General features: G+C 62.2%; 21 protein-coding genes. 14 read left to right on the top strand and 7 right to left on the bottom strand.

The features are described from left to right. Nucleotides 1-68: 68 nt before the first annotated feature. From BLR31_RS16690 to BLR31_RS16680, 3 genes are read right to left on the bottom strand one after another with little or no spacing between them, the layout of a single operon-like run. Complete coding sequence (locus tag BLR31_RS16690; RefSeq protein WP_090597982.1) at nt 69-833, bottom strand: heme ABC transporter ATP-binding protein; 765 nt, start codon at nt 831-833, stop codon at nt 69-71. Then, on the bottom strand, nt 830-1,930 hold the full coding sequence (locus tag BLR31_RS16685; protein WP_090597980.1) for a FecCD family ABC transporter permease: 1,101 nt from the start codon (nt 1,928-1,930) through the stop codon (nt 830-832). The genes BLR31_RS16690 and BLR31_RS16685 overlap by 4 nt, the downstream gene beginning before the upstream one ends. Beyond that, nucleotides 1,930-2,910: an ABC transporter substrate-binding protein gene (locus BLR31_RS16680; RefSeq protein WP_090597978.1), complete on the bottom strand. Its 981-nt coding sequence runs from the start codon at nt 2,908-2,910 to the stop codon at nt 1,930-1,932. Before BLR31_RS16680 ends, BLR31_RS16685 begins: the two co-directional genes overlap by 1 nt. 447 nt (nt 2,911-3,357) lie before the next feature. Here BLR31_RS16680 and BLR31_RS16675 point away from each other — a divergent pair, with 447 nt between their 5' ends. After that, nucleotides 3,358-4,551, top strand: coding sequence for a DUF932 domain-containing protein (locus BLR31_RS16675; RefSeq protein ID WP_090597976.1), 1,194 nt, complete (start codon nt 3,358-3,360; stop codon nt 4,549-4,551). 219 nt (nt 4,552-4,770) lie between these two features. On the opposite strand, the gene BLR31_RS16670 is transcribed toward BLR31_RS16675, so the two are convergent. Further along, nucleotides 4,771-4,998: a helix-turn-helix domain-containing protein gene (locus tag BLR31_RS16670; protein ID WP_090597974.1), complete on the bottom strand. Its 228-nt coding sequence runs from the start codon at nt 4,996-4,998 to the stop codon at nt 4,771-4,773. 318 nt (nt 4,999-5,316) lie between these two features. Between BLR31_RS16670 and BLR31_RS16665 the strand changes: the two genes are divergently transcribed. The 13 genes from BLR31_RS16665 to BLR31_RS16605 all read left to right on the top strand — a co-directional run bounded on the left by BLR31_RS16665 (nt 5,317) and on the right by BLR31_RS16605 (nt 15,868). Next, nucleotides 5,317-5,601: a DNA -binding domain-containing protein gene (locus BLR31_RS16665; RefSeq protein WP_090597971.1), complete on the top strand. Its 285-nt coding sequence runs from the start codon at nt 5,317-5,319 to the stop codon at nt 5,599-5,601. 147 nt (nt 5,602-5,748) lie between these two features. After that, nucleotides 5,749-6,006 carry a transcriptional regulator domain-containing protein gene (locus BLR31_RS16660; protein WP_090597968.1) on the top strand — a complete coding sequence of 86 codons (258 nt, stop codon included), beginning with the start codon at nt 5,749-5,751 and terminating at the stop codon, nt 6,004-6,006. A 4-nt stretch (nt 6,007-6,010) separates the two neighbouring features. Continuing rightward, nucleotides 6,011-6,547, top strand: a complete 537-nt coding sequence (locus BLR31_RS16655; protein ID WP_090597967.1) for a DUF2285 domain-containing protein — start codon at nt 6,011-6,013, stop codon at nt 6,545-6,547. 164 nt (nt 6,548-6,711) lie between these two features. Further along, complete coding sequence (locus BLR31_RS16650; protein WP_090597965.1) at nt 6,712-6,936, top strand: helix-turn-helix transcriptional regulator; 225 nt, start codon at nt 6,712-6,714, stop codon at nt 6,934-6,936. A gap of 21 nt (nt 6,937-6,957) precedes the next feature. Next, nucleotides 6,958-7,803, top strand: coding sequence for a replication initiator protein A (locus BLR31_RS16645; protein ID WP_090597963.1), 846 nt, complete (start codon nt 6,958-6,960; stop codon nt 7,801-7,803). Between the two features lie 403 nt (nt 7,804-8,206). Continuing rightward, on the top strand, nt 8,207-8,674 hold the full coding sequence (locus tag BLR31_RS16640; protein WP_090597961.1) for a DUF2840 domain-containing protein: 468 nt from the start codon (nt 8,207-8,209) through the stop codon (nt 8,672-8,674). Further along, nucleotides 8,671-9,216 carry a S26 family signal peptidase gene (locus BLR31_RS16635; RefSeq protein WP_090597959.1) on the top strand — a complete coding sequence of 182 codons (546 nt, stop codon included), beginning with the start codon at nt 8,671-8,673 and terminating at the stop codon, nt 9,214-9,216. Before BLR31_RS16640 ends, BLR31_RS16635 begins: the two co-directional genes overlap by 4 nt. Nucleotides 9,217-9,249: 33 nt before the next feature. Beyond that, nucleotides 9,250-9,579 carry a DUF736 domain-containing protein gene (locus tag BLR31_RS16630; RefSeq protein WP_090597957.1) on the top strand — a complete coding sequence of 110 codons (330 nt, stop codon included), beginning with the start codon at nt 9,250-9,252 and terminating at the stop codon, nt 9,577-9,579. 160 nt (nt 9,580-9,739) lie between these two features. After that, nucleotides 9,740-10,498, top strand: coding sequence for a lytic transglycosylase domain-containing protein (locus BLR31_RS16625; protein ID WP_244505107.1), 759 nt, complete (start codon nt 9,740-9,742; stop codon nt 10,496-10,498). A gap of 244 nt (nt 10,499-10,742) precedes the next feature. Next, nucleotides 10,743-12,479, top strand: coding sequence for a relaxase/mobilization nuclease domain-containing protein (locus tag BLR31_RS16620; protein ID WP_090597953.1), 1,737 nt, complete (start codon nt 10,743-10,745; stop codon nt 12,477-12,479). A 108-nt stretch (nt 12,480-12,587) separates the two neighbouring features. Next, nucleotides 12,588-13,160, top strand: a complete 573-nt coding sequence (locus BLR31_RS16615) for a hypothetical protein (protein ID WP_090597950.1) — start codon at nt 12,588-12,590, stop codon at nt 13,158-13,160. 239 nt (nt 13,161-13,399) lie between these two features. After that, nucleotides 13,400-15,397 (top strand): conjugal transfer protein TraG, encoded by a 1,998-nt coding sequence (locus BLR31_RS16610; protein ID WP_090598025.1) that lies wholly within the window; start codon nt 13,400-13,402, stop codon nt 15,395-15,397. A gap of 3 nt (nt 15,398-15,400) precedes the next feature. Beyond that, on the top strand, nt 15,401-15,868 hold the full coding sequence (locus BLR31_RS16605; RefSeq protein WP_090597948.1) for a CopG family transcriptional regulator: 468 nt from the start codon (nt 15,401-15,403) through the stop codon (nt 15,866-15,868). Between the two features lie 181 nt (nt 15,869-16,049). Here BLR31_RS16605 and BLR31_RS16600 read toward each other — a convergent pair whose 3' ends face one another. From BLR31_RS16600 to BLR31_RS16590, 3 genes are read right to left on the bottom strand one after another with little or no spacing between them, the layout of a single operon-like run. Further along, entirely contained in the window at nt 16,050-19,145 is a 3,096-nt protein-coding gene (locus BLR31_RS16600; RefSeq protein WP_090597944.1) for an efflux RND transporter permease subunit, read from the bottom strand. A gap of 2 nt (nt 19,146-19,147) precedes the next feature. Then, a complete protein-coding gene (locus BLR31_RS16595) occupies nt 19,148-20,236 on the bottom strand; it encodes an efflux RND transporter periplasmic adaptor subunit (protein ID WP_143009418.1) in 1,089 nt (362 codons plus the stop codon). Further along, on the bottom strand, nt 20,233-21,309 hold the full coding sequence (locus BLR31_RS16590) for an efflux RND transporter periplasmic adaptor subunit (protein ID WP_090597939.1): 1,077 nt from the start codon (nt 21,307-21,309) through the stop codon (nt 20,233-20,235). Before BLR31_RS16590 ends, BLR31_RS16595 begins: the two co-directional genes overlap by 4 nt. Between the last annotated feature and the right edge of the window lie 36 nt (nt 21,310-21,345).

Genomic DNA, 21,345 nt, shown 5'->3' with positions numbered 1-21,345 from the left:
CAGTAAACCTTCGATAAGTCAGTGTTCTCGGTGGACGCTTATTATGCTTGTGAGCCTCAGCACCTTTGTTATCCCATGACAAAAGCGGGGCGAGCGCGCCCTTCCACGTGCACTTTGAGAAAAGGTGTTCCGAACACCTTTTCCAATGTCTCCGGAGCCATTGCCTTGTCGGTCTCGTTGAGAACCACCAATTCTCCCCGGTTCAGTATTCCAACGCGATCACAGAAGGCCGAAGCCAGGTTCAGGTCATGCAGAATTGTCAGGACACCGCAGCCTTCAGCGGCCAGGTTCCGGGCAAGCTCGAGAACCTGCCGCTGATGGAGGGGATCAAGGCTGGCCGTCGGCTCATCCAGAAGCAGAAAAGTCGTTTCCTGCGCGAGAGCGCGGGCCAGAGTGACGCGCGAACGCTCACCGCCCGACAGAGTTGGATAGATGCGATCCGCGAATTTGGCGGTATCGGTGCGATGAAGACATTGATGAACGACCTCATAGTCACGCATCGTCTCGCCATTGCGCCCGATATGCGCATGTCGGCCCATCAGGACAATATCCCAGGACCGGAAGCCAAACGACGTGTTGGAGTTCTGAGGCATGACGGCGCGGTGCCGAGCTTGCTCCTTTAGGCGGATATCCCGAATGTCTTGGGCAAGCAAGCGGACCTCTCCCGAGGTTGGGACAAGCTCGCCACTCAGCGCACGCAGAAGTGTCGTCTTGCCCGAGCCATTGGGTCCGAGAAGGCCAAGAACCTCACCCCGCCGCACATCGAGGGACACTTGGCGCAGCAGGGCTCGACCATCGATCGTCAGCGATATGTTGTGCGCGACAAGGCTCATGGCAAGCTTCCTTGCTGACGTTGCATCCGCCACACGAGATATAGAAAGAACGGTCCGCCAATAAGGGCCGTCACAAAGCCCAAAGGAAGCTGAGTGGGCGCAACGATCGTCCTGCCCAACAGGTCGGCTACCGTTACCAATATAGCTCCCCCAATCATGCTGCCAGGAATGAGCGTACGATTGTCCGGACCGATAATGGCCCGCATGATGTGAGGCACGACCAGCCCAACGAATGGCACGACACCGGCGGCGGCGACACTGGCGCCGGTCGCAAGAGCGACGCCGAAAATGCAGACGATGCGAACACATTCAGTTTCGACGCCGAGGTTTCGTGCCTCCGCCTCGCCAAGGATCATAAGATTCAATGAGCGCACATTGATCATCAGTGGGATCATAGAAACTGCCATCAGGGGAACAGCGAACGTAAGCGTCCCCCATGTGGCTCCGCTCACCGATCCCATGAGCCAGAACACGATGCTCTGAAGTTGCGCCTCATTGGAAAGCGCCTGCAGAAGATTCAAAAGTGCGCCGGCTATGGCATTGATGGCAATACCTGCGAGCAGCAGCGTCGTCACTTCCGTTCGACCGCGGCGCCGGGCAAAACCATAGACGACGGTCGTTGCGGCGAGCGCGCCGACAAAGGCCGAGAGGGGCATTCCCAAACGGCTCATGGCTGCAAATCCAAGGACGAGGGAACTTGCCGCTCCAACCGCCGCACCGCCGGATATGCCAATCACCGAAGGGCTGGCCAGCGGGTTGCGGAACACGGCCTGTGTGATGCCACCGCACGCACCAAGAGATGCCCCGACAGCAGCGGCGAGCAATAGACGGGGTAGGCGAATGGTGAGAAGAACCGACGCTTCCCGCGAGGTAAACGCAAATGTGGCGTCAAGACCGAGCCTGTCGGCAAGGATGCCGATTATGGCTTCGACTGAAATATCGAATGCGCCTTGCGTAAGCGAAAGCGTTGCCAGACCAACCAATAGCGCACTGAGCAGCAGCAAGATCAACCACCGACGCGAGGCTTCCCGAGTATATGGATTAGGGACCGGGCGGTCCGTAACCGGCCCAGCCCCCACCTGATCTGTCGACGGCATCAGTTTCCTTCGCCATCCGGATAGAGTACTTTCGCCAGGTCAAGGGCTGCGGCGGCAAGATGGGGCGTAGACCCGTAAACGACCGTGACAGGGGCGAGGTAGAACGCCTCGTTTTGAGCGGCGGGCGTATCGGCAACGCCGGGCAGCGACAGGAAAACCGACATCGGATCGGTGTCCGACAGTTCATTGAAGATGCGCTCGCCGACGACGATGACGTCAGGTTCCAGCGCCACCAAACCCTCGGGCGTCAGTTCGTGGAAGGCTTCCGGACCCAATTCGGCGGCAACGTTCTGTGCTCCGGCCATGCGGATCACGAGATCATATGGAGACCCGGGACCCTGCGCGAACATCTTGCCGCCCACGCTGAACGCGCCGAGCGCCAACACGCGGCTGGGTTCGGACCCTGCCGCGATTTGGCTCGCTTCCTCGGCCTCGCTCTCCATTCGTGCCACTATTTCGGCCCCCCGCTCATCGAGCGCAAGCGCGTCGGCGGTGAGCTGAACGAATTCCTGCATGATATCCAGTTCGTAAACGCCGCCATGCCTGGCGAGCAGCCCGTCCTGGGGCAGCACCAAAACGGCCACTCCCGCTTCGCGCAATTGTTCGACCACCGAGAGGTTGCCCCCGGAGAGGCCGAGATGGCGATCCACGATCAGCACCAGGTCGGGTTCAACGCTCAGGATGCCTTCGGCTTCCAACTCGCTATATGTGCCGATCTCGGGAACACTCTCTACGTCCTCCTTTGGGTCATCGACGAACCTGGTGCGGCCAACGACCCTGTCATAGGCTCCCAGCGCCGAGACCAGGCTGCTGGTAATTTGATGGACAACAAAAATTCGATCCGCCGAATTAATAACCGTTTCGGCGCCAAGGCTGTCCGTGATCGTTCTTGGATAATCCGATTCCTGCGCCAGCAGCGGAGATGAAAGTGCCGCAAACATTAACCCCAGGCCAAACAGGCCTTTCAAAACAAACCGCATCCAATGCCTCCAGCCTGTGTCTCGGGGGTATCCCCCACAACGTGGCGCATAGTTTCAAATATGATGATTTTTATCAAGATATTTAAAGGGTGAAGGGTACGGCTTGGGACTGCCAAGTTTGCTCATGTCCGCCGCGTTCAAATGATACGGTGAGCTGCGCTCCTGTTCGTTGTGATCGGCCACGGCTGGCGCCTTGCCGATCCCGAGGGGAAGCCAAGGGGTCTTACCCCTTTCTCCCCTCAAACGCCGCCTGCGCACTGGCAGGCCCGCCGTCTCGCAGAACGGTCGGAACCGTCATGCTTCCGATCCTCACCATTCCGTCCCGCTCACCCTGGCAGGCCGGCCATGCTCGCCGGCATTTGTCCCCTCCCATCCCCGCGCGCTCACGCGCCCCCGGGAGGCATGTCGGGGGACATGCCTCCGGCAGTAACGGGAAAGGACAGAACAATGAACACCATGACCATCAATTCCAGCCAGCCGGTCACCAAGGGTTTCCGCGTGGATATCTCGCGCGGCCAGAATATCGGGCGCGTGTCGTCGGAGTGGTTTTCGCGGCCCGATGATGAGCGCTATTTGAGCCTGACGGAGCTTTACGACGCCGTGAAATCCCGCGCGGATCGCGCCAAAGCCCGCACCGTGGAGAGCCGCGCCGTGCGCGTGGAAGCCGGCCGCGACGATGCAGAGCGGCTTTCGCTTATCGTCCCGGGACAGGAGCAGCCCATCGCCCCGACGCATTGGAGCTTTGGCCAGCTTTGCAGCCTTGTCGGAGCCCCGGCATCCTATATGCGCCAGCTTCCCGCACCGCTGGCGGGCATCAACGTGCAGCATGGCCTATTAAGCCATCGCGGCGAACTAGTGAAGACGCTGGAAACCGATGATGGCCGGGCTGAGCTTCGCGCCGTGACCGGCCCCGATTATGGCCGCATCTGGGACCATGAGCTTGTCGCCGCCGTGATGAAGATCGCGGGGAACGGAACCGGCGATACCATGTGGAAGGTGCCTGGCGTTCTGGATTGGGCGACCATGACCCATAATCCTTTCGTGGACATCACCAAGGACACAACCACCCTTTATGCCAGCGACCGCGACGTGTTCCTGTTCTTGGTGGACGATGCGCACCCCATCGAAGCGGGACGCCTGCCGAACGGCGAGCCGGACCTTTATTTCCGGGGATTTTATTGCTGGAATAGCGAAGTCGGCAGCAAGACGCTGGGCATCGCCTCATTCTATCTGCGCGCCGTGTGCATGAACCGCAATCTTTGGGGCGTGGAAGGGTTCGAGGAAATCACCATCCGGCACAGCAAGTTTGCCGCGCAGCGCTTCGCCTATGAGGCCGCGCCCGCGTTGACCAGCTTTGCCAATTCCAGCCCCGCGCCATTCGTGGCCGGGATCAAGGCGGCGCGAGAGCGGATCGTCGCCCGCACCGACGAGGACCGGGAGAGCTTTTTGCGCAAGCGCGGTTTCTCAAAGGCCGAGACTGGCAAGATCATCGAAACCGTGTTGCAGGAGGAAGGACGCCCGCCCGAATCCATCTTCGATTTCGTGGCCGGGATGACCGCCCATGCCCGGAACAAGCCGCATCAGGATACGCGGCTCGAATTGGAAGGGAAGGCCAAGACCCTGCTGGAAAAGGCCGGCTAACGAGACAGCGGGGCGCAGTTGGAGGTCGGCAGCGCCCCGCATCGGTTCATGGTTTTCGGACCTGCCATGAAAATTCGCCGATCCGCAAATGCGGATCGGCCCCGCGGCCGTGCCTTGGGGACGGCCGCCGCTCGCCGGGCTGCGCCCGGCTCGCGTGTCGACAGATCGAATTGAACGAAGGGCCGGCAGGAGGGGGAAGGAAACATCACGTACGTCACATCAGGAGCCGGATTGCTCGGGCGTACGCTTGAGCAGGTCTGCCGCTTCCACGCCCAGGACTGCGGCCAGCCTGTCCACCACATCGATGCTGGCGCCATAAACGCATCGCTCCAACGAGCTGATATAGGTCCGATCGACCTCGGCACGATGCGCCAATTCCTCCTGCGACAGTCCACGCGCCAGACGCAGGGTTTTCAGGTTCTGCGCGAAAACGTCCCTTATGCCCATGTGCGAAAGGGAACGTCTTGTCGAGAATTCCACTACGGAGTATTCTCGACAAATGTCCTGAATCTTGCTGCTTCATGGGGAGAGCAATGGAGTCTCAATGCGACGATTCTGGTTTCTGCGGGAAAGATTCGGCGCCAGTGTCAATTCGTTTCCTTATAGAAACAGGAAGTAATTCCGTCACATTGTTGTAATTGTCATAGTCGGGAAGCGTGAGCGCGATAGATCGAGACTATCGCCACAGGCCGCAAACCCGGTTGCCTGAGAGGTGGATCGGACGCATTTTGCGCCAGCACCTGCTCTGATTTGGGGATATTCGCGATGGCTAAGCCAAAACCCGAAAGAGAACCCGAGATCGCCGACGCCCCCGTTTTCACCGACAGACTGACGGACTACGATTATCGCCTGATGATCGTCTATCTCCGCCTGCTCGATGCCGAGGCGGATGGGGCGGACTGGACGGAAGCCGCCAGAATCGTTCTCAGAATCGATCCGGACGCCGAACCCGAACGCGCATTGCATGCACATGAAACCCACCTGGCGCGTGCGCACTGGATGACGCGGCAGGGCTATCGCCACCTGCTCCGGGCGGCACGCACCCACTGACCCTCATTCCGATGCTGCCCTGTCGCGGCATCGGGACACAGGAACGAGCCCTATCCGGATATAGCCGGCGATGATCTATGCCCGGCGGATCGCCGCACCATAATCGAGCACTTCCCCGCTTTCGGCGGGTCGGGGGAGGAGGCGATCATGACAACAGCAAGGGATTGGCGGTCTTCCGCGTCCACGGATTATTTCGAGGGGCTCGACCTCGAACAACTGGCATTCGAGTTCGTTTCGCGGGATCTACGGTTCAGGAAGCAACGCGCCGCGCTCGACCGTCAGGTTGACCGGGGGTGGATCGACAAGGCGGAGGCCGTGCGCAGATTGCGCGAGTCCTGGGGATTGTCCTTTCGACGCGAGCGATCCATCCCTGCCGGTTCTCTGGGAACCGCATCTCTTACCTAGTGTAGTGCTGATCGTTCCGGCCCCGCCCGGCTTCGCGGAGGCTCGCGCGCTCCCGGTCGACGGCCTGCCTGATCTTCTCGCACGGTCCGACGACGGCGATGGCTGCTCCGCCATCCTCATCGATATCCACGGACCACACCGATTGCGGATCGAGCACGGCGCGGACGCGACGGGTTGGGCCTATGTCATTCCTGACGATCCCTGGCGGATGTTGCGCCTGCATGCCCTTCATCGTCTGCTTCTCAAGCTGGCTGGCCTGCCGACCGGCATGCCGCCTCCCATGCCGGGGCTCACGCCATACAGGCTTCATCGCCTCGCCTTGGCGCTGCGCGCACTGGATGGCGAGGAAGACGGCGCCAGCCGGCGCGAGATCGGTGCCGTCCTCTTTGCGGGGGAAGCACGAGGCATCACCGCCCATGACTGGAAAAGCTCGGGCCTGCGCAAGAAGGTCGCGCGTCTGATCCGCCTGGGGCGCGTCATGCGCGGGGGCGGCTATCGCCACCTGCTCACCCGGAGTTTTGACCGTATCCGCTGGAATTGACCCGGCACATCGGCTCATGCCGGACCGCTTCGCAAGGGGGACAATTTTCGGGGCTCTTTTTACCTCAAGGTTGGGACTCCCCCCTCTGCCTCTTTCTCCGACAGGCTTGCCGTCGATCAGCGCCGCTACCCCGAAGCGGACTGCCAGAGCGACGGAGCCCGACCATGGCCGATACCCTGCCTCCCATTCTGCCGCGCTACCTGCGCACACCAGACGCCGCACGCCTTCTCGCTATCTCGCCGCGCACCCTCGAAAAGCACCGGGTGTTCGGCACCGGACCGGTGTTCCGCAAGCTCGGCGGCCGTGTCGTCTATGCCGTCAGCGATCTCGAAGCGTGGGCCGAGCGGGGCGCGCGCCGCTCGACCTCCGATCCCGGCGCCGGGCGCTAACATCGCGAACGGCGCCATCTCATGACCTTTCCCGCCCGATCCGAAGCCGCCCAGCTTGACCTGTTTCGTGCGCGCTCCGGCGCCATCGCACCGCGCGATGCGCAGGATCTCATGGCCTGGCCCTTCTTCTCGCTCGCCAAGTCCCGGCGCGTGACGCCCATCGACTTCCGCATGGGCGAGGTGGTCATTCGCGTCGAGGCGACCGCCGAACACGGTCTCGCCACCATATGGGACGCCGATATATTGATCTGGGCGGCGAGCCAGATCGTCGAGGCCCGCGACCGGGGATTTGCCACCTCACGGCTGATGGCCGCCACGCCGTACGAGATCCTCGCCTTCATCGGTCGGGGCGATTCCCTGCGCGACTACGAGCGTCTCAAGGCTGCGCTCGACCGGTTGCAATCGACCACTATCGTCACTTCCATTCGCCAGATCGGCGAACGCCGCCGGCACCGCTTTTCCTGGATCAACGAATGGAAGGAGCGGCTCGCCCCGTCCGGACGGCCGCTCGGCATCGAGCTCATTTTGCCGGACTGGTTCTATGCCGGCATTCTCGATGACGCGCTGATCCTCACCATCGACCGGGACTATTTCCGCCTGACCGGTGGTCTCGAACGCTGGCTCTACCGCCTCGCCCGCAAGCATGGCGGACGGCAGGCTACGGGCTGGAGCTTCGACGTCGCGCATCTCCATCTCAAATCCGGCACGCTCTCGCCGTTGCGGCGCTTCCGCTTCGAGCTGCGCGCCATTGTGCGGCGCCAGCCGCTCCCCGGATATCACCTGAGGCTTGCTGCCGATCCCGCCGGGCCCGAGCGCCTGACCTTCTCGGCCGCAAGGTTTGTGCGCAAGACGGGAGACAGGCCATGATCGTCACTGTCCGTCTGTGGATAACCGTGTGGAAAACTGTCGCGCGAACCCGTGCTATCAGGAACGCCTGGGCCCGTGCTACCGGGAACGCCAGACCCGTGCTATCGGGAACGCTCACCGCGCGTAACCCTTGGAAGATAAAAGCGGAATCGGCCCCTTCTAACTATACTAACATCAAGATTCTAACCTGCTTCATGGGGCGGGAAGAGTGTGAATACCGTGCTGGAGCCGGGATCCGCGCACCAGGACGAGGTTTCGCCAGGCCATCAAAGACATCCGCAAAATCAGCCCCTTCGCCATCCGATACACGGGTCGGATCGAGACATGGCTTTGACCTTAAAGCCGAGACTGGTTTCCCTTTAATCGTGGACTGCCGCGAATTGGCGACCCTCCGAGGTGCGCCATGACGACGCTCCTCACCCATGTCGAGTTGACCTGGCGTGAGAAACGCATCGAGCACTGGATCAGGTTCGGTTATCCTGCACATAGCCAGCGCCTCGACCGTCATCGCCGCCAGGTGAGCTTCGCGCCGGGCAGCATCTTCGCCTTCGTGCGATGGGCGGCCAACGATTTCGGAACGATCATCTCGCGCATCGACATCGTGCTGACCGTCGATCACGGTGACGCCTATCAGACGCTGCCCTTCGTGCGGCCGGGCGGCGATATCCTGCTCAAGGTCAGTGACTGGCCCAAAGTCGAACGCGTGCTGAAAGCCATCGACGCCGTGGAAGCCATTGGCGTCGATCCGGCCGAGGCGGCGCCCGATCACTGGCGGCACGTGCACAACCATGTCGCGGCCGGCCTCGAGCCGAATGCCTATACCGCCGCGCAGCACCGCGCCTGGCTCAAGCGCCGGGGTATCGCGCCATGACTCGGTTCACCTGGGCCATGAGCACCTATCTCGCCAGCGTCGCGATCGGCGTCACTGCGTTGCTCGATCCGCCGCAGGCTCTGATCTGGAACGCTTCGCCCAGCGTTCCGATCGGCTTGTTCACCGTGCATCCCGCCAGCGCGTTGGAGGTTGCCGATCTGGTCGCCGTCATGCCGCCCGATGCGCTCGCCGCGTTGCTTGCCGAACGCGGCTACCTGCCGCGCGGTGTGCCCATGCTCAAGCGCGTGCTCGGCTTGGCCGGACAGGAGGTGTGCCGCATCGATCGCACCATCACCGTGGACGGCATCACGATGGGCGCGGTGCTAGACCGCGACAGCCAGGGCCGCGACCTCCCGGCTTGGCACGGCTGCCGCGTCATCGCTCCCGGCGAAATCTTTCTGATGAACTGGCAATCCGCCGACAGTTTTGACGGGCGGTATTTCGGCCCGTTGCCCGTCACCGCGATCATCGGCCAGGCGCTCCCGTTCTGGACCGACGAGGAGGGTGACGGCCGCTACCAATGGCGCGCGCCCACGCGCTGACCTGTTTTCCCACCCGCCACCAAGGAGCTTCCAATGGCACAGATCGGCTCATTCATCCGCACCCAGACTGGCTATTCCGGCCGCATCCGCACCCCTTCGCTCGATGTAGAAATCGTGCTTGTATCTCTCGAACCGAGCGATACCGAGAACGCCCCGGACTATCGCGTCCACCTCGCAGGCAACGATGGCCCCGAGATCGGCGCGGGATGGAAGCGCACCGGCGAAAAGGCCGGCGAATACGTCTCGCTTCTCATCGACGATCCGGCCTTCACCCAGCCACTCAGGGCCAATCTTTTCCGCCAGGGCGACGCCGCCTACACGCTGCAATGGTCGCGCCCGACGCACCGCGAAGAGAAGGCATGATCGCATGCGGGATCATCCCTTCGGTCCAATCCCCTTGTTCGATCGTCGGCCGGTCAATCCCCTCATCCCGATCAGCTTGCGCGCAGCCATAGCGCGCAGGGGCGGTCAAGGGCGGCCTCCGGCCAGCGCTCGCGCCTTGCCCTTGAGGGGCGCGAGCACGGTGGCGGAATCTCTCATGGTCGGGGCCGGAAATGCAGGCGCTCTTGTCGTCAGTCGGGCGATCATGTTCGCCATACTGGCTTCGACGGTCGTAGGCTACAATGCGTGTCCCGCCCACGCCCAGGATATAACGGCGCACACGGTCGCTGCCGATCCTTTCGCAATTCCCGTCGCCGAAGCGAGCTTCCGCTTCGCCATTCCCGAACACTGGATACGCGCGGTCATTGCCGCCGAAAGCAATAACGAGCCGTCCGCCGTGTCCCCCAAGGGCGCCATCGGGCTCATGCAGGTGATGCCCGCGACCTATGACGAGTTGCGCGCCCGGTATCATCTCAGCGACGATCCGTTGCATGTCCGTGACAACATCATTGCCGGCACCGCGTATCTCCGCGAGATGCTGGATCGCTTCGGCCCGGACGGTTTTCTTGCTGCCTATAATGCCGGTCCCGCGCGCTACGAGGAGCATCTCAATACCGGCCGGGCATTGCCGCAAGAGACGCGAGACTACGTTGCCGGACTCGCATCCGTCATCGCCGAAGCGCGTGAGCACAACGCCCAGTCCGCGTTGCTTGGCGGTACATTCGACGCGCTCGAAACCGCATCCGCCGACAATGGTGCTGCGTCCGAGCTGGCGATCCCGCTGCAAAGGATCGTCGATCTGACTGCGCTCCAGCCGTCATCCGGCAGGTCGTCCGATGCCGATTTATTCGCCGCGCCGATCTTCGTTCCGGTCAATTCCCTAGCGGGAGCCGTCCCATGATCGGTGTGGCGGGATTTCGCATTGCAGCGCAGCCAGGGGCACCGGAGCAAAGGGACCGGGAGGGAGGGGACAACGGGCTGGGGTCATGGCAGGATAAAAGCCGCACGGTGCGGCGCGGTTGGGGGTGCGGGAGACTGGGGATCAGAGGCCGATTTTCGCACCGTGTTCGCGGGTTTCGCACCGTGCGCCAGCGCGATTTCGCGTTGCCGTTCAATGGAAGCCGCACCGCGCCGGGAGTTCAGCCATGAGCAAGGAGCGTGACTTCAAGGTTCGTCCCGGCCGCATTCGCTCCCGCGCCGGCCAGAGAACGCGCCCCTTCATCGCCCAGGCCCTGGCTGCCACCGCGCAGGCGGGTGGCCATCATCGGCGTGGTGGCGGCTTCGGCCCCTCGCGCGTGTCGAACTTCGGGCGCGGCCGCGCCGCCAGCGTCATCGCAAACCGCATCATCACCCGGCGCAGCCGAGGCGCGATGATCAAAGCGCGTGTTGTGCGTCACGGCAGGACCGGCGCGCCGCTTTCGCGCCATCTCGATTATCTGCGCCGGGAGGGCGTCACCCGCGACGGCGAAAAGGCGAGAATGTTCGGACCCGACACCGAGGATGCCGACGCCGGAGATTTTGCCGAGCGCTGCGAAGACGACCGTCACCATTTCCGCTTCATCGTCTCGCCGGACGACGTGTTCGAGTTGGACGATCTCAAGAGCTTCACCCGCGACCTGATGGACCAGATGCAGAAGGATATGGGGACCGAACTCGATTGGATCGCGACTGATCACTGGAACACCGAGCATCCCCATATCCACGTCCTCGTGCGCGGCGTCACCGATACCGGCGAGGACCTTGTGATCTCGCGCGACTATATCCGCTCTGGCATGCGTGATCGGGCGAGCGATCTGCTCACCCTCGAACTCGGGCCTCGCACCGATCTCGACATCCGTGCCGGCCTCGAACGCCAGATCGGAGCGGAACGCTGGACTCAGCTCGATCGGCAGCTCGTCCGCGACGGCGGCGAGAACCGCATCGTCGATCTCGCCCCCAAGCCGGGCGCGCAGCCGGACACCTACCATGCGGTCAAGGTGGGGCGGCTGCGCACCCTCGAAAGGCTCGGTCTCGCCCATCCGGTCGGTGGCCAGCAATGGCGGATCGCCGAAGATGCCGAATCCACTCTGCGCGAGCTCGGCGAGCGCAACGACATCATCAAGCGCATACACAAGGCGCTGACCGATCGAGGCATTGAGCGGGCCATGTCCGATTATGCGGTGGTGAGCGGAACCGGCGATAGTCCGATCATCGGCAGGCTGGTCGATCGCGGCCTGCATGATGAGCTATACGGGACAGCCTACGCAGTGATCGACAGCATCGACGGACGCACCCATCACATCAAATTCCACGATCTTTCCGCGACTGGCGACAGCGCGCCGGGCTCGATCGTCGAGTTGCGCACCTATACCGATTCCAGGGACAATGTGCGCACTGCACTCGCGGTCCGCTCCGATCTCTCCATCGCCGATCAGATCAAGTCTGATGGCGCCACTTGGCTCGACCGCCAACTCGTGGCCGGCAATCCGGCTGGGCTGAGCGGAGGGTTCGGGGCCGAGGTCAACCAGGCGCTCGAAGCCCGAACCGATCACCTGATTGAAGAGGGTCTGGCCCGCCGCGAGGGCCAGCGCATCGTCTTCGCCCGCAACCTGCTCGCCACCTTGCGGCGGCGCGAACTGGATGCGCTCGGAGAGCGGCTCGCGGCTGAGACGGGCAACCCCTTCCAGAAGGCCGAGTCGGGGGAGTATGTTGCCGGCACCTATCGCCAGCGTTTCGCGCTGGCCTCGGGCCGCTTCGCCATGATCGACGACGGGCTTGGATTCAAACTCGTGCCCTGGACGCCATCGGTTGAGCAGCATCTCGGAAAGCACGTTTCCGGGGTCGCCCGCGCCGATGGCGGAGTCGACTGGAATTTTGGGCGGAAGAGGAGTCTCGGCCTGTAGAAGTGGAGGAGATCGATGACATCAGCCCATTGAGGCTAGTCAGTTCGACGACAGATATTGACGAGGCGTGCTATCCTGCCGCGCTAAAGAATCTGGTATTGTCCAACCATGAAATTCACTCTGGACAATAACTGTCTTATCGCCGTCGCCAATGATGAGCCGGCTGCGATCGACATTAAGGCGGTGGCTCAGGCGCATGCCACTGGAAAGGCCGAAGTGGCTATGCTCGGTATCTCCGCCTCAGAACGACAGGCTGGTGGCCGGTATTTGCAGAACATTGGAGAATTCCGGTCCAAGCTGGAATCCATTGGCTTGGGCCATCTCACCATCTACAAGCCCACAGGAATATGGGGCGTGACGTTCTGGGACTGGTGTGTCTACGCATCGCCGGAGAGCATGTCGCTAGAACGGCAAATCCACGACGCCATGTTCCCACCATCGGAATTCGAGTGGGAAGCGGTAGCGTCGGCGTCAGGCGAGGCGATAGAGGCCACGACCGGCCCGGCCTATCGCAGATGGCGAAATCGTCGATGCGACGTGCAAGGTATGCTCGCGCACATTCTGAATGGGGGCAATGTGTTCGTGTCGAGCGACAATCACTTCCTCAGGAATACCCAGTCGCTGATGGAGCTAGGGGCGGGAGAGGTTCTCCAACCATCTGTTGCTGCTGCGATGATTTAGCTCGTGCCATCAAATAGACCGGCACACGCACTTACACAGCCGATTATCCGCGTGGGGTCGAAACAAATCGACCATGATCGGCCAGTGTGAATTTCCCATGTGACGCGCTGAACGTCGTTTCGCATCCCGCAAGTATTATTTCGTTCCGTTTCGATCCGCTGCGACGGCGGCTTGGATTTGCTTGAACCCAGCAAAAATGCCCTTTCTATCGAGTGTTCCGAGCCGAAACGGAACACGCCATGTCGGGCACCAATATCCTCTGGGGCCAACTCATCGCCGTCTTCACCATCGTGTTGGTCTTCCTCTGGGCCGGCACGCAATGGGTCGCGTTCCGCCTGGGCTTCCAACCACAATTGGGCGAACCGTGGTTCGACATCTGGGGTCTGCACATCTACCTGCCGCCGGCCTTGCTTTGGTGGTGGTATTTCTATGACGCCTATGCCCCGGAAGTCTTCTTTGAGGGGGGGCTGATCGCGGCGGCGGGTGGATTGCTCGCCGCAGGCATTGCCGTCCTCATGTCGGTGTATCGCGCCCGCGAGGCCGACAACGCCGAAACATTCGGCTCGGCCCGTTGGGCCAAACCCAGGGATATCCGTACCGCCGGCCTGCTCGATCCCGATGGCGTCGTTCTCGGCCGCTATGACGCCGAATATCTGCGTCACGATGGTCCCGAGCACATAATTTGTTTCGCGCCCACCCGCTCAGGCAAGGGTGTCGGCCTGGTGGTGCCCTCGTTATTGGTCTGGCCCGGCTCGGCGATCGTCCATGACATCAAGGGTGAAAACTATGGCCTCACCGGAGGCTTTCGCGCCGGCTTGGGCCGGGTGCTGCTGTTTGATCCGACCGATCCGCGCTCCGCGGCCTACAATCCCTTGCTCGAGGTGCGGCGCGGCGAATGGGAGGTCAGGGACGTCCAGAACATCGCCGATATCCTGGTCGATCCCGAAGGCAGCATGGAGCGCCGCAACCATTGGGAGAAGACCTCCCATAGCTTGCTGGTTGGTGCCATTCTGCACGTTCTCTACGCGGAAGCCGACAAAACCTTGGCGGGGGTGGCTTCGTTCCTCTCCGATCCGCGTCGCCCCATCGAATCCACGCTCGACGCCATGATGACCACGCCACACCTGGGCAAAGGCAAGCCGCACCCCGTCGTAGCCAGTGCCGCCCGTGAACTGCTCAACAAGAGCGAAAACGAAAGGTCCGGGGTTTTGAGCACGGCCATGAGCTTTCTCGGGCTGTACCGTGATCCCGTGGTCGCCAAGGTTACGTCGTGCTGCGACTGGCGCATTGCCGATCTGGTCGAGGGCGCGCGTCCCACCACGCTCTATCTCGTCGTCCCACCCAGCGACATCGCCCGTACCAAGCCCCTGATCCGGCTGATCCTCAATCAGGTCGGGCGGCGCCTCACCGAGGACATGACCGGCGTGACCGAGCGGCAGAGATTGCTCCTGATGCTCGACGAGTTTCCGGCTCTTGGAAGACTGGATTTCTTCGAGAGCTCGCTGGCCTTCATGGCCGGCTATTCCATCAAGGCGTTTCTCATCACACAGTCCCTCAATCAGGTCGAGAAATCCTACGGCACGAACAATTCGATATTGGACAATTGCCATGTGCGTGTGGCCTTCGCCACAAATGACGAGCGAACCGCAAAAAGGGTGAGCGACGCCCTGGGCACCGCCACCGAGATGCGAGCCATGAAGAATTACGCGGGGCACAGACTGGCACCCTGGCTCGGCCATCTGATGGTGTCGCGCTCGGAAACCGCGCGGCCGCTCCTCACGCCGGGAGAGATCATGCAATTGCCGCCGGACGAGGAGATCGTCATGGTGGCCGGCATTCCGCCGATCCGCGCCCGCAAGGCGCGCTACTTCGCTGACCAGCGGCTGATGGCGCGCATCGTGCCGCCGCCTGTTCCCGTGCCGGGCAGCGATCCAGCCAGACCCGATGACTGGTCGAACCATACGCCTATACCTGCGTCGAAGCCCACGGAAACCGCCGTCGAACCCGAGACCGATCCCAGCGATCCTGACCCGGTCGCCACCATCCGCCAGGAGCCCGGCCCGCGCACCCCTGAGGAGATCCTCCCTGAGTCCACGCACGTGCATAACGAGTTCGACCCAGACGCCGACACTGTGGAGCGCGACGTTATCGCCGCGCGTGATCGCGCAACGATCCGCAAAATGAGCCAGACCACGCGACAGGTCGACATGAACCCCTATGACGACATGGGATTCTGAGCCATGCCCCGACTCGACAAGAAGCAGAAGCTCACCGTCTATCTCGATCCCGATCTGATGGCCACGCTCGCCGACCTCTCCGCGCGCCGCAAGCACTCGCTGTCGCTGATCGCGGAAGCCGCCATCGCCTCCTTCCTGTCGCCAGACGGCGAGCAGCGCCGCGAGGCCGCCTTTGCCAAGCGCCTTGACCGCATCGACCGCCGGCTCGACCGCGTCGAGCGCGATACGGCGATCTCGGTGGAGGCGTTTGCGCTATTCATGCGCTCCTGGATCGCGGCCACACCGCAATCGCCCGATGCCGCACAGCCCGCCATCCGCGCACAGGCGGCCGCGCGTTATGATCGGTTCATCGAAACCCTTGGCCATCGGCTCGCCAGCGGCCGGACGCTGCGCAGCGAAGTTGTGGAGGATGTACCAGCGGCTGAGCAAGACGATGAGGCCGAGGCGTCTCCCGACGCTAGTCGAACATAGCAGCCTTACTCGGATAGTAGCGGTCAACCTGTGTCTATCCGCTCCAACGCTGCCGGAAAGGCGCGAGGATCGACCCCCAAACGGCGGCAATGTCGAGACGCCGTTCCCAGCCCTCATATCTGGCGATGAAGAGTTGAGGTCTGGGGCACCATGGAAGACAGAGTTTGGGGGGGCCGCGGCCTCACGACGCCGGCGCCGACGCCTCGCGGATGGGTGATTCTTCCTGGGAAGCCTTCTGAGGATTTTCCTGAATTCCGAACCAGGCGACATAGAGCGCGGGCAGGAACAAAAGGGTCAGGACCGTGCCGACGACGATGCCGCCCATCATGGCGTAGGCCATCGGGCCCCAGAAGACTTCCCGCGAAATCGGGATCAGCGCCAGGCTGGCGGCGGCAGCCGTGAGCATGATGGGCCGCATGCGATGTTCGGTCGCCTCTACCACGGCATCCCAGGCGGCCATGCCCTTCTTGCGCAGGGTTTCGATCTGGACGATGAGGATCACCGAATTGCGGATCAGGATACCCGCCAACGCCAGAATGCCGAGGACGGCGATGAACCCGAGCGGAATACCCGTCGGCACGAGCGCAATGGCTACCCCGATCACCGCCAGAGGTGCGGTAAGGAATACCATGGCCAGCAGGTGAAAGCTCTGCAACTGGATCATCAGGATCGTCGCCATGACGATCAGCATGAGCGGCACGCCGGCGACCACAGGGAGCAGGGTCTTGATGCTTTCTTCCCACTCGCCCCCGGTCTCGACGCTGTAGCCGGCAGGCAGGGTTTGGGCGAAGGCGGCTATCTCGTCGCGCTTGTCGAAGGTAAGGAGCAGCGGCCGCATGTCGCCGACCGGCTCGGCCCGAACTGTCAGAGTGGGTACACGCGAGCGCTGCCAGATAACGGGCTGTTCCACGTCGTGGGAGAAGGTCGCGATCGCTCCCAGCGGGATAGAGCGTCCGCTTGCCGAGGGCAGTTGCAGGTTTTCGAGCGTTTCCATCGATGCGCGTTCGGAAGCCGCTGCGCGCCCAATGACATCGATGAGATAGATGTCGTCCCTGATCTGGGTAACCGGCATACCGTCGACGATGCCGTTGAGCGCCAGCGCGATATCCTGCGAGGAGATACCGAGCATGCGAGCCCTGTCCTGAAGAAGCTCGACGCGTACAACCCGCGCGGGCTCCATCCAATCGAAGGTTATATTGCCCAGCCGCGAATCCTGATCAAGAAGGCTGGCAAGGTCTTGAGCGTAGGTCCGTACTTTCTCGATATCCGGGCCACTGACGCGATACTGGATGGGAATGCCGATGGGCGGTCCGATCTCGAGCAGCCGGATATCGACATCGGCCTCGATGAACGTTTCCGAGATATAATCCTCGAGTTCGGCGCGGATGCGGTCGCGCGCCTCCAGACTCTCGGTCTCGATAATCACCTGTCCCATGGACACTCCAGGAACCGGGGGATCGAGAGTCAGCAGGAAGCGAGCGGCGCCTCGTCCCACATAGGTCGACCAATGGTCAATGCCCGGCTTGCCGGAGAGAGCTTCTCTCTCGAACTGCGCGATCCGCGCGCTCGTTTCTGCGACAGTGCTGTTCTGCGGAAGCGTGAAATTAACGACCAGTTCGTTCCGGTCGGAGGCCGGGAAGAGTTGCACCTGCACCATGGCCATGCTGGCCAGGGCCGCCGTGAAAGCGAGGGCCGTAGCGCCGATCGTCAGCCAGCGCCGACGCATGCAGAACAGCAGGGCGGTCCGGAACGTTTGACCGACCCGACCCTTCTTTTCGTGCGTGTGCTTGAGGGTGTTGGGCAGGAATTTCATGCCCAGAAGGGGCGTGAAAACGACGGCTACCACCCAGGACATGATCAGCGATATGGCGATCACGTAAAAGAGTGAAGATGCGAACTGTCCGGCAAGGCTGAAATTGGCGACGACGGGCAGGAAGCCTGCCACGGTCACCAGCGTGCCGGTCAGCATCGGAAAGGCGGTAGAGGTGTAGACATGGGTGGCGGCCTTGCGCAGGGTATCGCCAACTTCGAGCCGGGAAACCATCATCTCCACGGCGATCATCGCATCATCGACCAGAAGCCCCAGCGCAATGATCAAGGCGCCGAGGGACACCCGCTGAAGGGAGATGTCCATGAATTGCATGCCGAGGAATGTGATTGCGAGCACGAGGGGAATGGACACCGCGACCACCAGGCCCGCCCGCAGGCCCAGGCTGATGAAACTGATCGCCAGAACGATGATGACCGCTTCGGCCAGGGCTCGCACGAAGTGCGAAACGGCATGATCGACGACATGGGGCTGGTCCGATACCTTGTGAATGTCGATGCCGACAGGCAGGTCTCGCTCCGCCCGGGCGACCGTCTCGTCCAGCGCCGCGCCGAAATCGAGCAGGTTGGCGCCCGCCTTCATGCTGACGGCCAATCCCAGGGCCGGTTCGCCGTTGAAGCGAAACAGGCTTTCGGGCGGATCCTGATAGCCGCGCGTGATCGTCGCCACTTCACTCAGCGGAAAAAAGCGATCGTTGACACGCAAATTGATCGTCTCGAGATCCTCTTCGGAGGTGAAGCTTCCGCCCACCCGCAAGGCGACGCGCTCGCCGTCGATCTGGACGACGCCGGAGGGAACAATGGCATTCTGTTCCTGAATCGATGTGAGAATGCTCTGATGATCCAGGCCGAGCGCGGCGATCTGGCGCGTCGAGAATTCGAGGAACACCACTTCGCGCTGTGCCCCAATGATCTCGATCCGACCGATGTCGGGTACCGTCAACAAGGCTGCCCGGACATCCTCGACGTGGTCGCGCAACTGCCGCCACGTCATTCCATCCCCGGTAAAGGCATAGACATTTCCATAGACGTCGCCAAAGCGGTCGTCGACGAAGGGTCCCACCACACCGCCGGGAAACTCCAATGCCATGTCCGCCATCATGTTGCGCACCCGCTGCCATGTCTGCAGCACGTCGTCGGGCGGCACGTCAGCTTCCAGGTTGACGAACACAATCGCCTGGCCAGCGGTGGTCATCGAGCGCGTGAAATCGAGATTGTCGAGTTCCTCCACCTTGCGCTCGATACGATCGGTGACCTGGCGGGCCGTTTCCTCGGCCGAGGCGCCCGGCCACTGGGCCTGGATGACCATTGTTTTGATGGTGAACGAAGGGTCCTCCTCGCGTCCCAGCCCGATATAGGCGGCCGCACCGGCAATGGTACAGGCAATCATGAAATACCAGACGAGAGCGGAGTGCTCGATTGCCCAGTCCGAAAGGTTGAACTTTTTCATTGTTAATGGTCCTCGAGCAGGCGAACCCGTTGACCTTCGTCGAGCGAGCGGGTTCCGGCCGTAACGATGATGTCACCCGCTGCCAGACCGTCGCTGACGAGCGCCTTTCCATTGAGCGCGGTGTCAATCTCGACCGCTCGCGATTGCACGCTGCCGGTTGCCGCATCGACGATCCAGACACGGCTTTCACCGTCCATCTCGATCACCGCCGCTTCCGGTATGGTGAAGAGCGGTTCACCGGTGGATTCCACAGAGCGAGCAAAGACGGTGGTTCCCAGACGGAAGGCGTCAGGCGGGGCTTCGAGCTCGATCCTGACCCTGTGTGTCCGCGTCGCGGGATCGGCCTGCGGGGCGATCTCTCGGACGGTACCTTGGGCTTGTATTTCAGGGGCGACTTCGAGAATAACCGTCCACCGGTCTCCAACCGCCACAGCGGGGGCCAAGAATTCGGGGATATCGACGATCGCGTCACGCGTGTCGAGATGCGCCAGGGTGACGACGGGGGTTCCAGGAGCCAGGACTTCCCCCGGTTCGCCGCCCACGGCGAGAACGATACCATCGGAGCTCGCCATGAGCGTCGCCTCGTCCAGCGCGGCTTCCGCCTGGGAAAGACCCGCTCTCGCGCCCTCTACCCGCGCCTGTGCGCTCTGCAATTGAAGCCTGGAAAGGTCGAGCACCGTGTCGCTCACGATGCCGCGCACATTGAGTTCGGTCTGCCGCTCGAACGTGGCTTGGGTGTTTTCCAGATCGGCTTCGGCACTCCGAAGTTCAGCGTTGGCGGCGTCAACCGCCAGCGCAAGGGCCATCGGGTCGATTCGGGCCAGCACGTCGCCGGCACCGACGATTTCGCCGATGGAGGCATTACGCGCGATCAGCCGTCCCGGCACGGTGAAGCCAAGCTGTATGGTCGTACCGGGCGCTATGCTTCCCGTCATGGAAAGAAAATCAGCCTGCACGGGAGAAACTGTCGTTGTGATGACCGGCCGCACGAGGTCTTCCTCGCCAGCCGACTGCGGCACGAGCGTACCGGCGTCGCATGCGGCGAGCGTCGGCAGGGCGAGCAGCAAAAGTGCAAGGCTACGAGGGTTCACGGCTCGCTCCCCTCGGCAAAGGCCACCGTCTGGCCGGCGCGCAAGGACCTGGGGCCCTTGCTGACGACGAGCGTTCCCTCAGGCAGGGCATCCACTGGAAGGACGATGGAACCGTCCGTGACATCGAGTATCGATATTTCCCGCGCCTCTACCGTCTCGGACATCGGATCAACGACCCACACCGCGGAGCGCCCCTCGATCGAGGCCAGGGTCTCCACCGGTAAGATGATCGCTTCTGTGGGCTGTCCCGATGCGGCGCCGATGATTGTCGCGCCCAATGGCAGTTCGTGTGCCTCTTCTATCTCGACTTTCACTCGAACGGTCCCCAAAAGCGGATCGAGTACGGGGGAGATTTCACGGAGTATTCCGTTATAGGATTGCGATCGATCCGTCGCGAGACTCAACGCGATCACGATCTCGTCGGGTATCGTGAGAAGCGCCCGTTCGTGAACGTCGAAGACCGCGTAGCGTGCGCCGTTCTCGGCCAACGAGAAGATCGGCTGCATCGCCTGCACCACTTGCCCGGTATCGACGACGCGACTGGTAATGATCCCGGCGGCGTGCGCGCGCAACACGGTGTCTTCCAGCCTTTTTTCCGCTGCGGCCAGTTGCGCTTCCCCGGCGACGACCGCCTCTTGCGCGACGCGAAACGCCGTTACGGCCTCATCTAGACCCGCAAGGGTCGTATTGCCCTGCTCGAACAATCTCTGGGCGCGGTCATGGTGGGCCTCAGCCTGTTCCAGTTGTGCTCTTGCGGCAGAGAGATTTGCCTCCGCTGCTGCGACGGCCGCCTCCTGCTGGCTCGCATCAAGTCTGGCAAGCGCGGCCCCTTCAGCAACCCGGTCGCCAACGTCGAACATCCACGCGATAACTCGCCCGCTCGTTGAAAAAGATAACGCGCTGGTTTTTTGAGCCTGAACCTCTCCTGTCATGGTCAGCGCCGGCGCATAGTGGCCACGCTCCACAGGCACCACATTGACTCTGGGCGCGCTGACGGCCTGTTCCGCGGTTGTCGTTAGCGGGATCGCCAGCAGGATTCCAAGGAGCGGAATTCGTGTCAGCCATAACTTCATGCGTCGTCTCCAGAACGTCGCGGCGGATATAATTTG

Origin of the sequence: Pelagibacterium luteolum (assembly GCF_900100665.1) — a bacterium.
GTDB classification, from domain to species: Bacteria; Pseudomonadota; Alphaproteobacteria; order Rhizobiales; family Devosiaceae; genus Pelagibacterium; species Pelagibacterium luteolum.
This window is presented reverse-complemented; position numbering and strand designations above follow the sequence as displayed.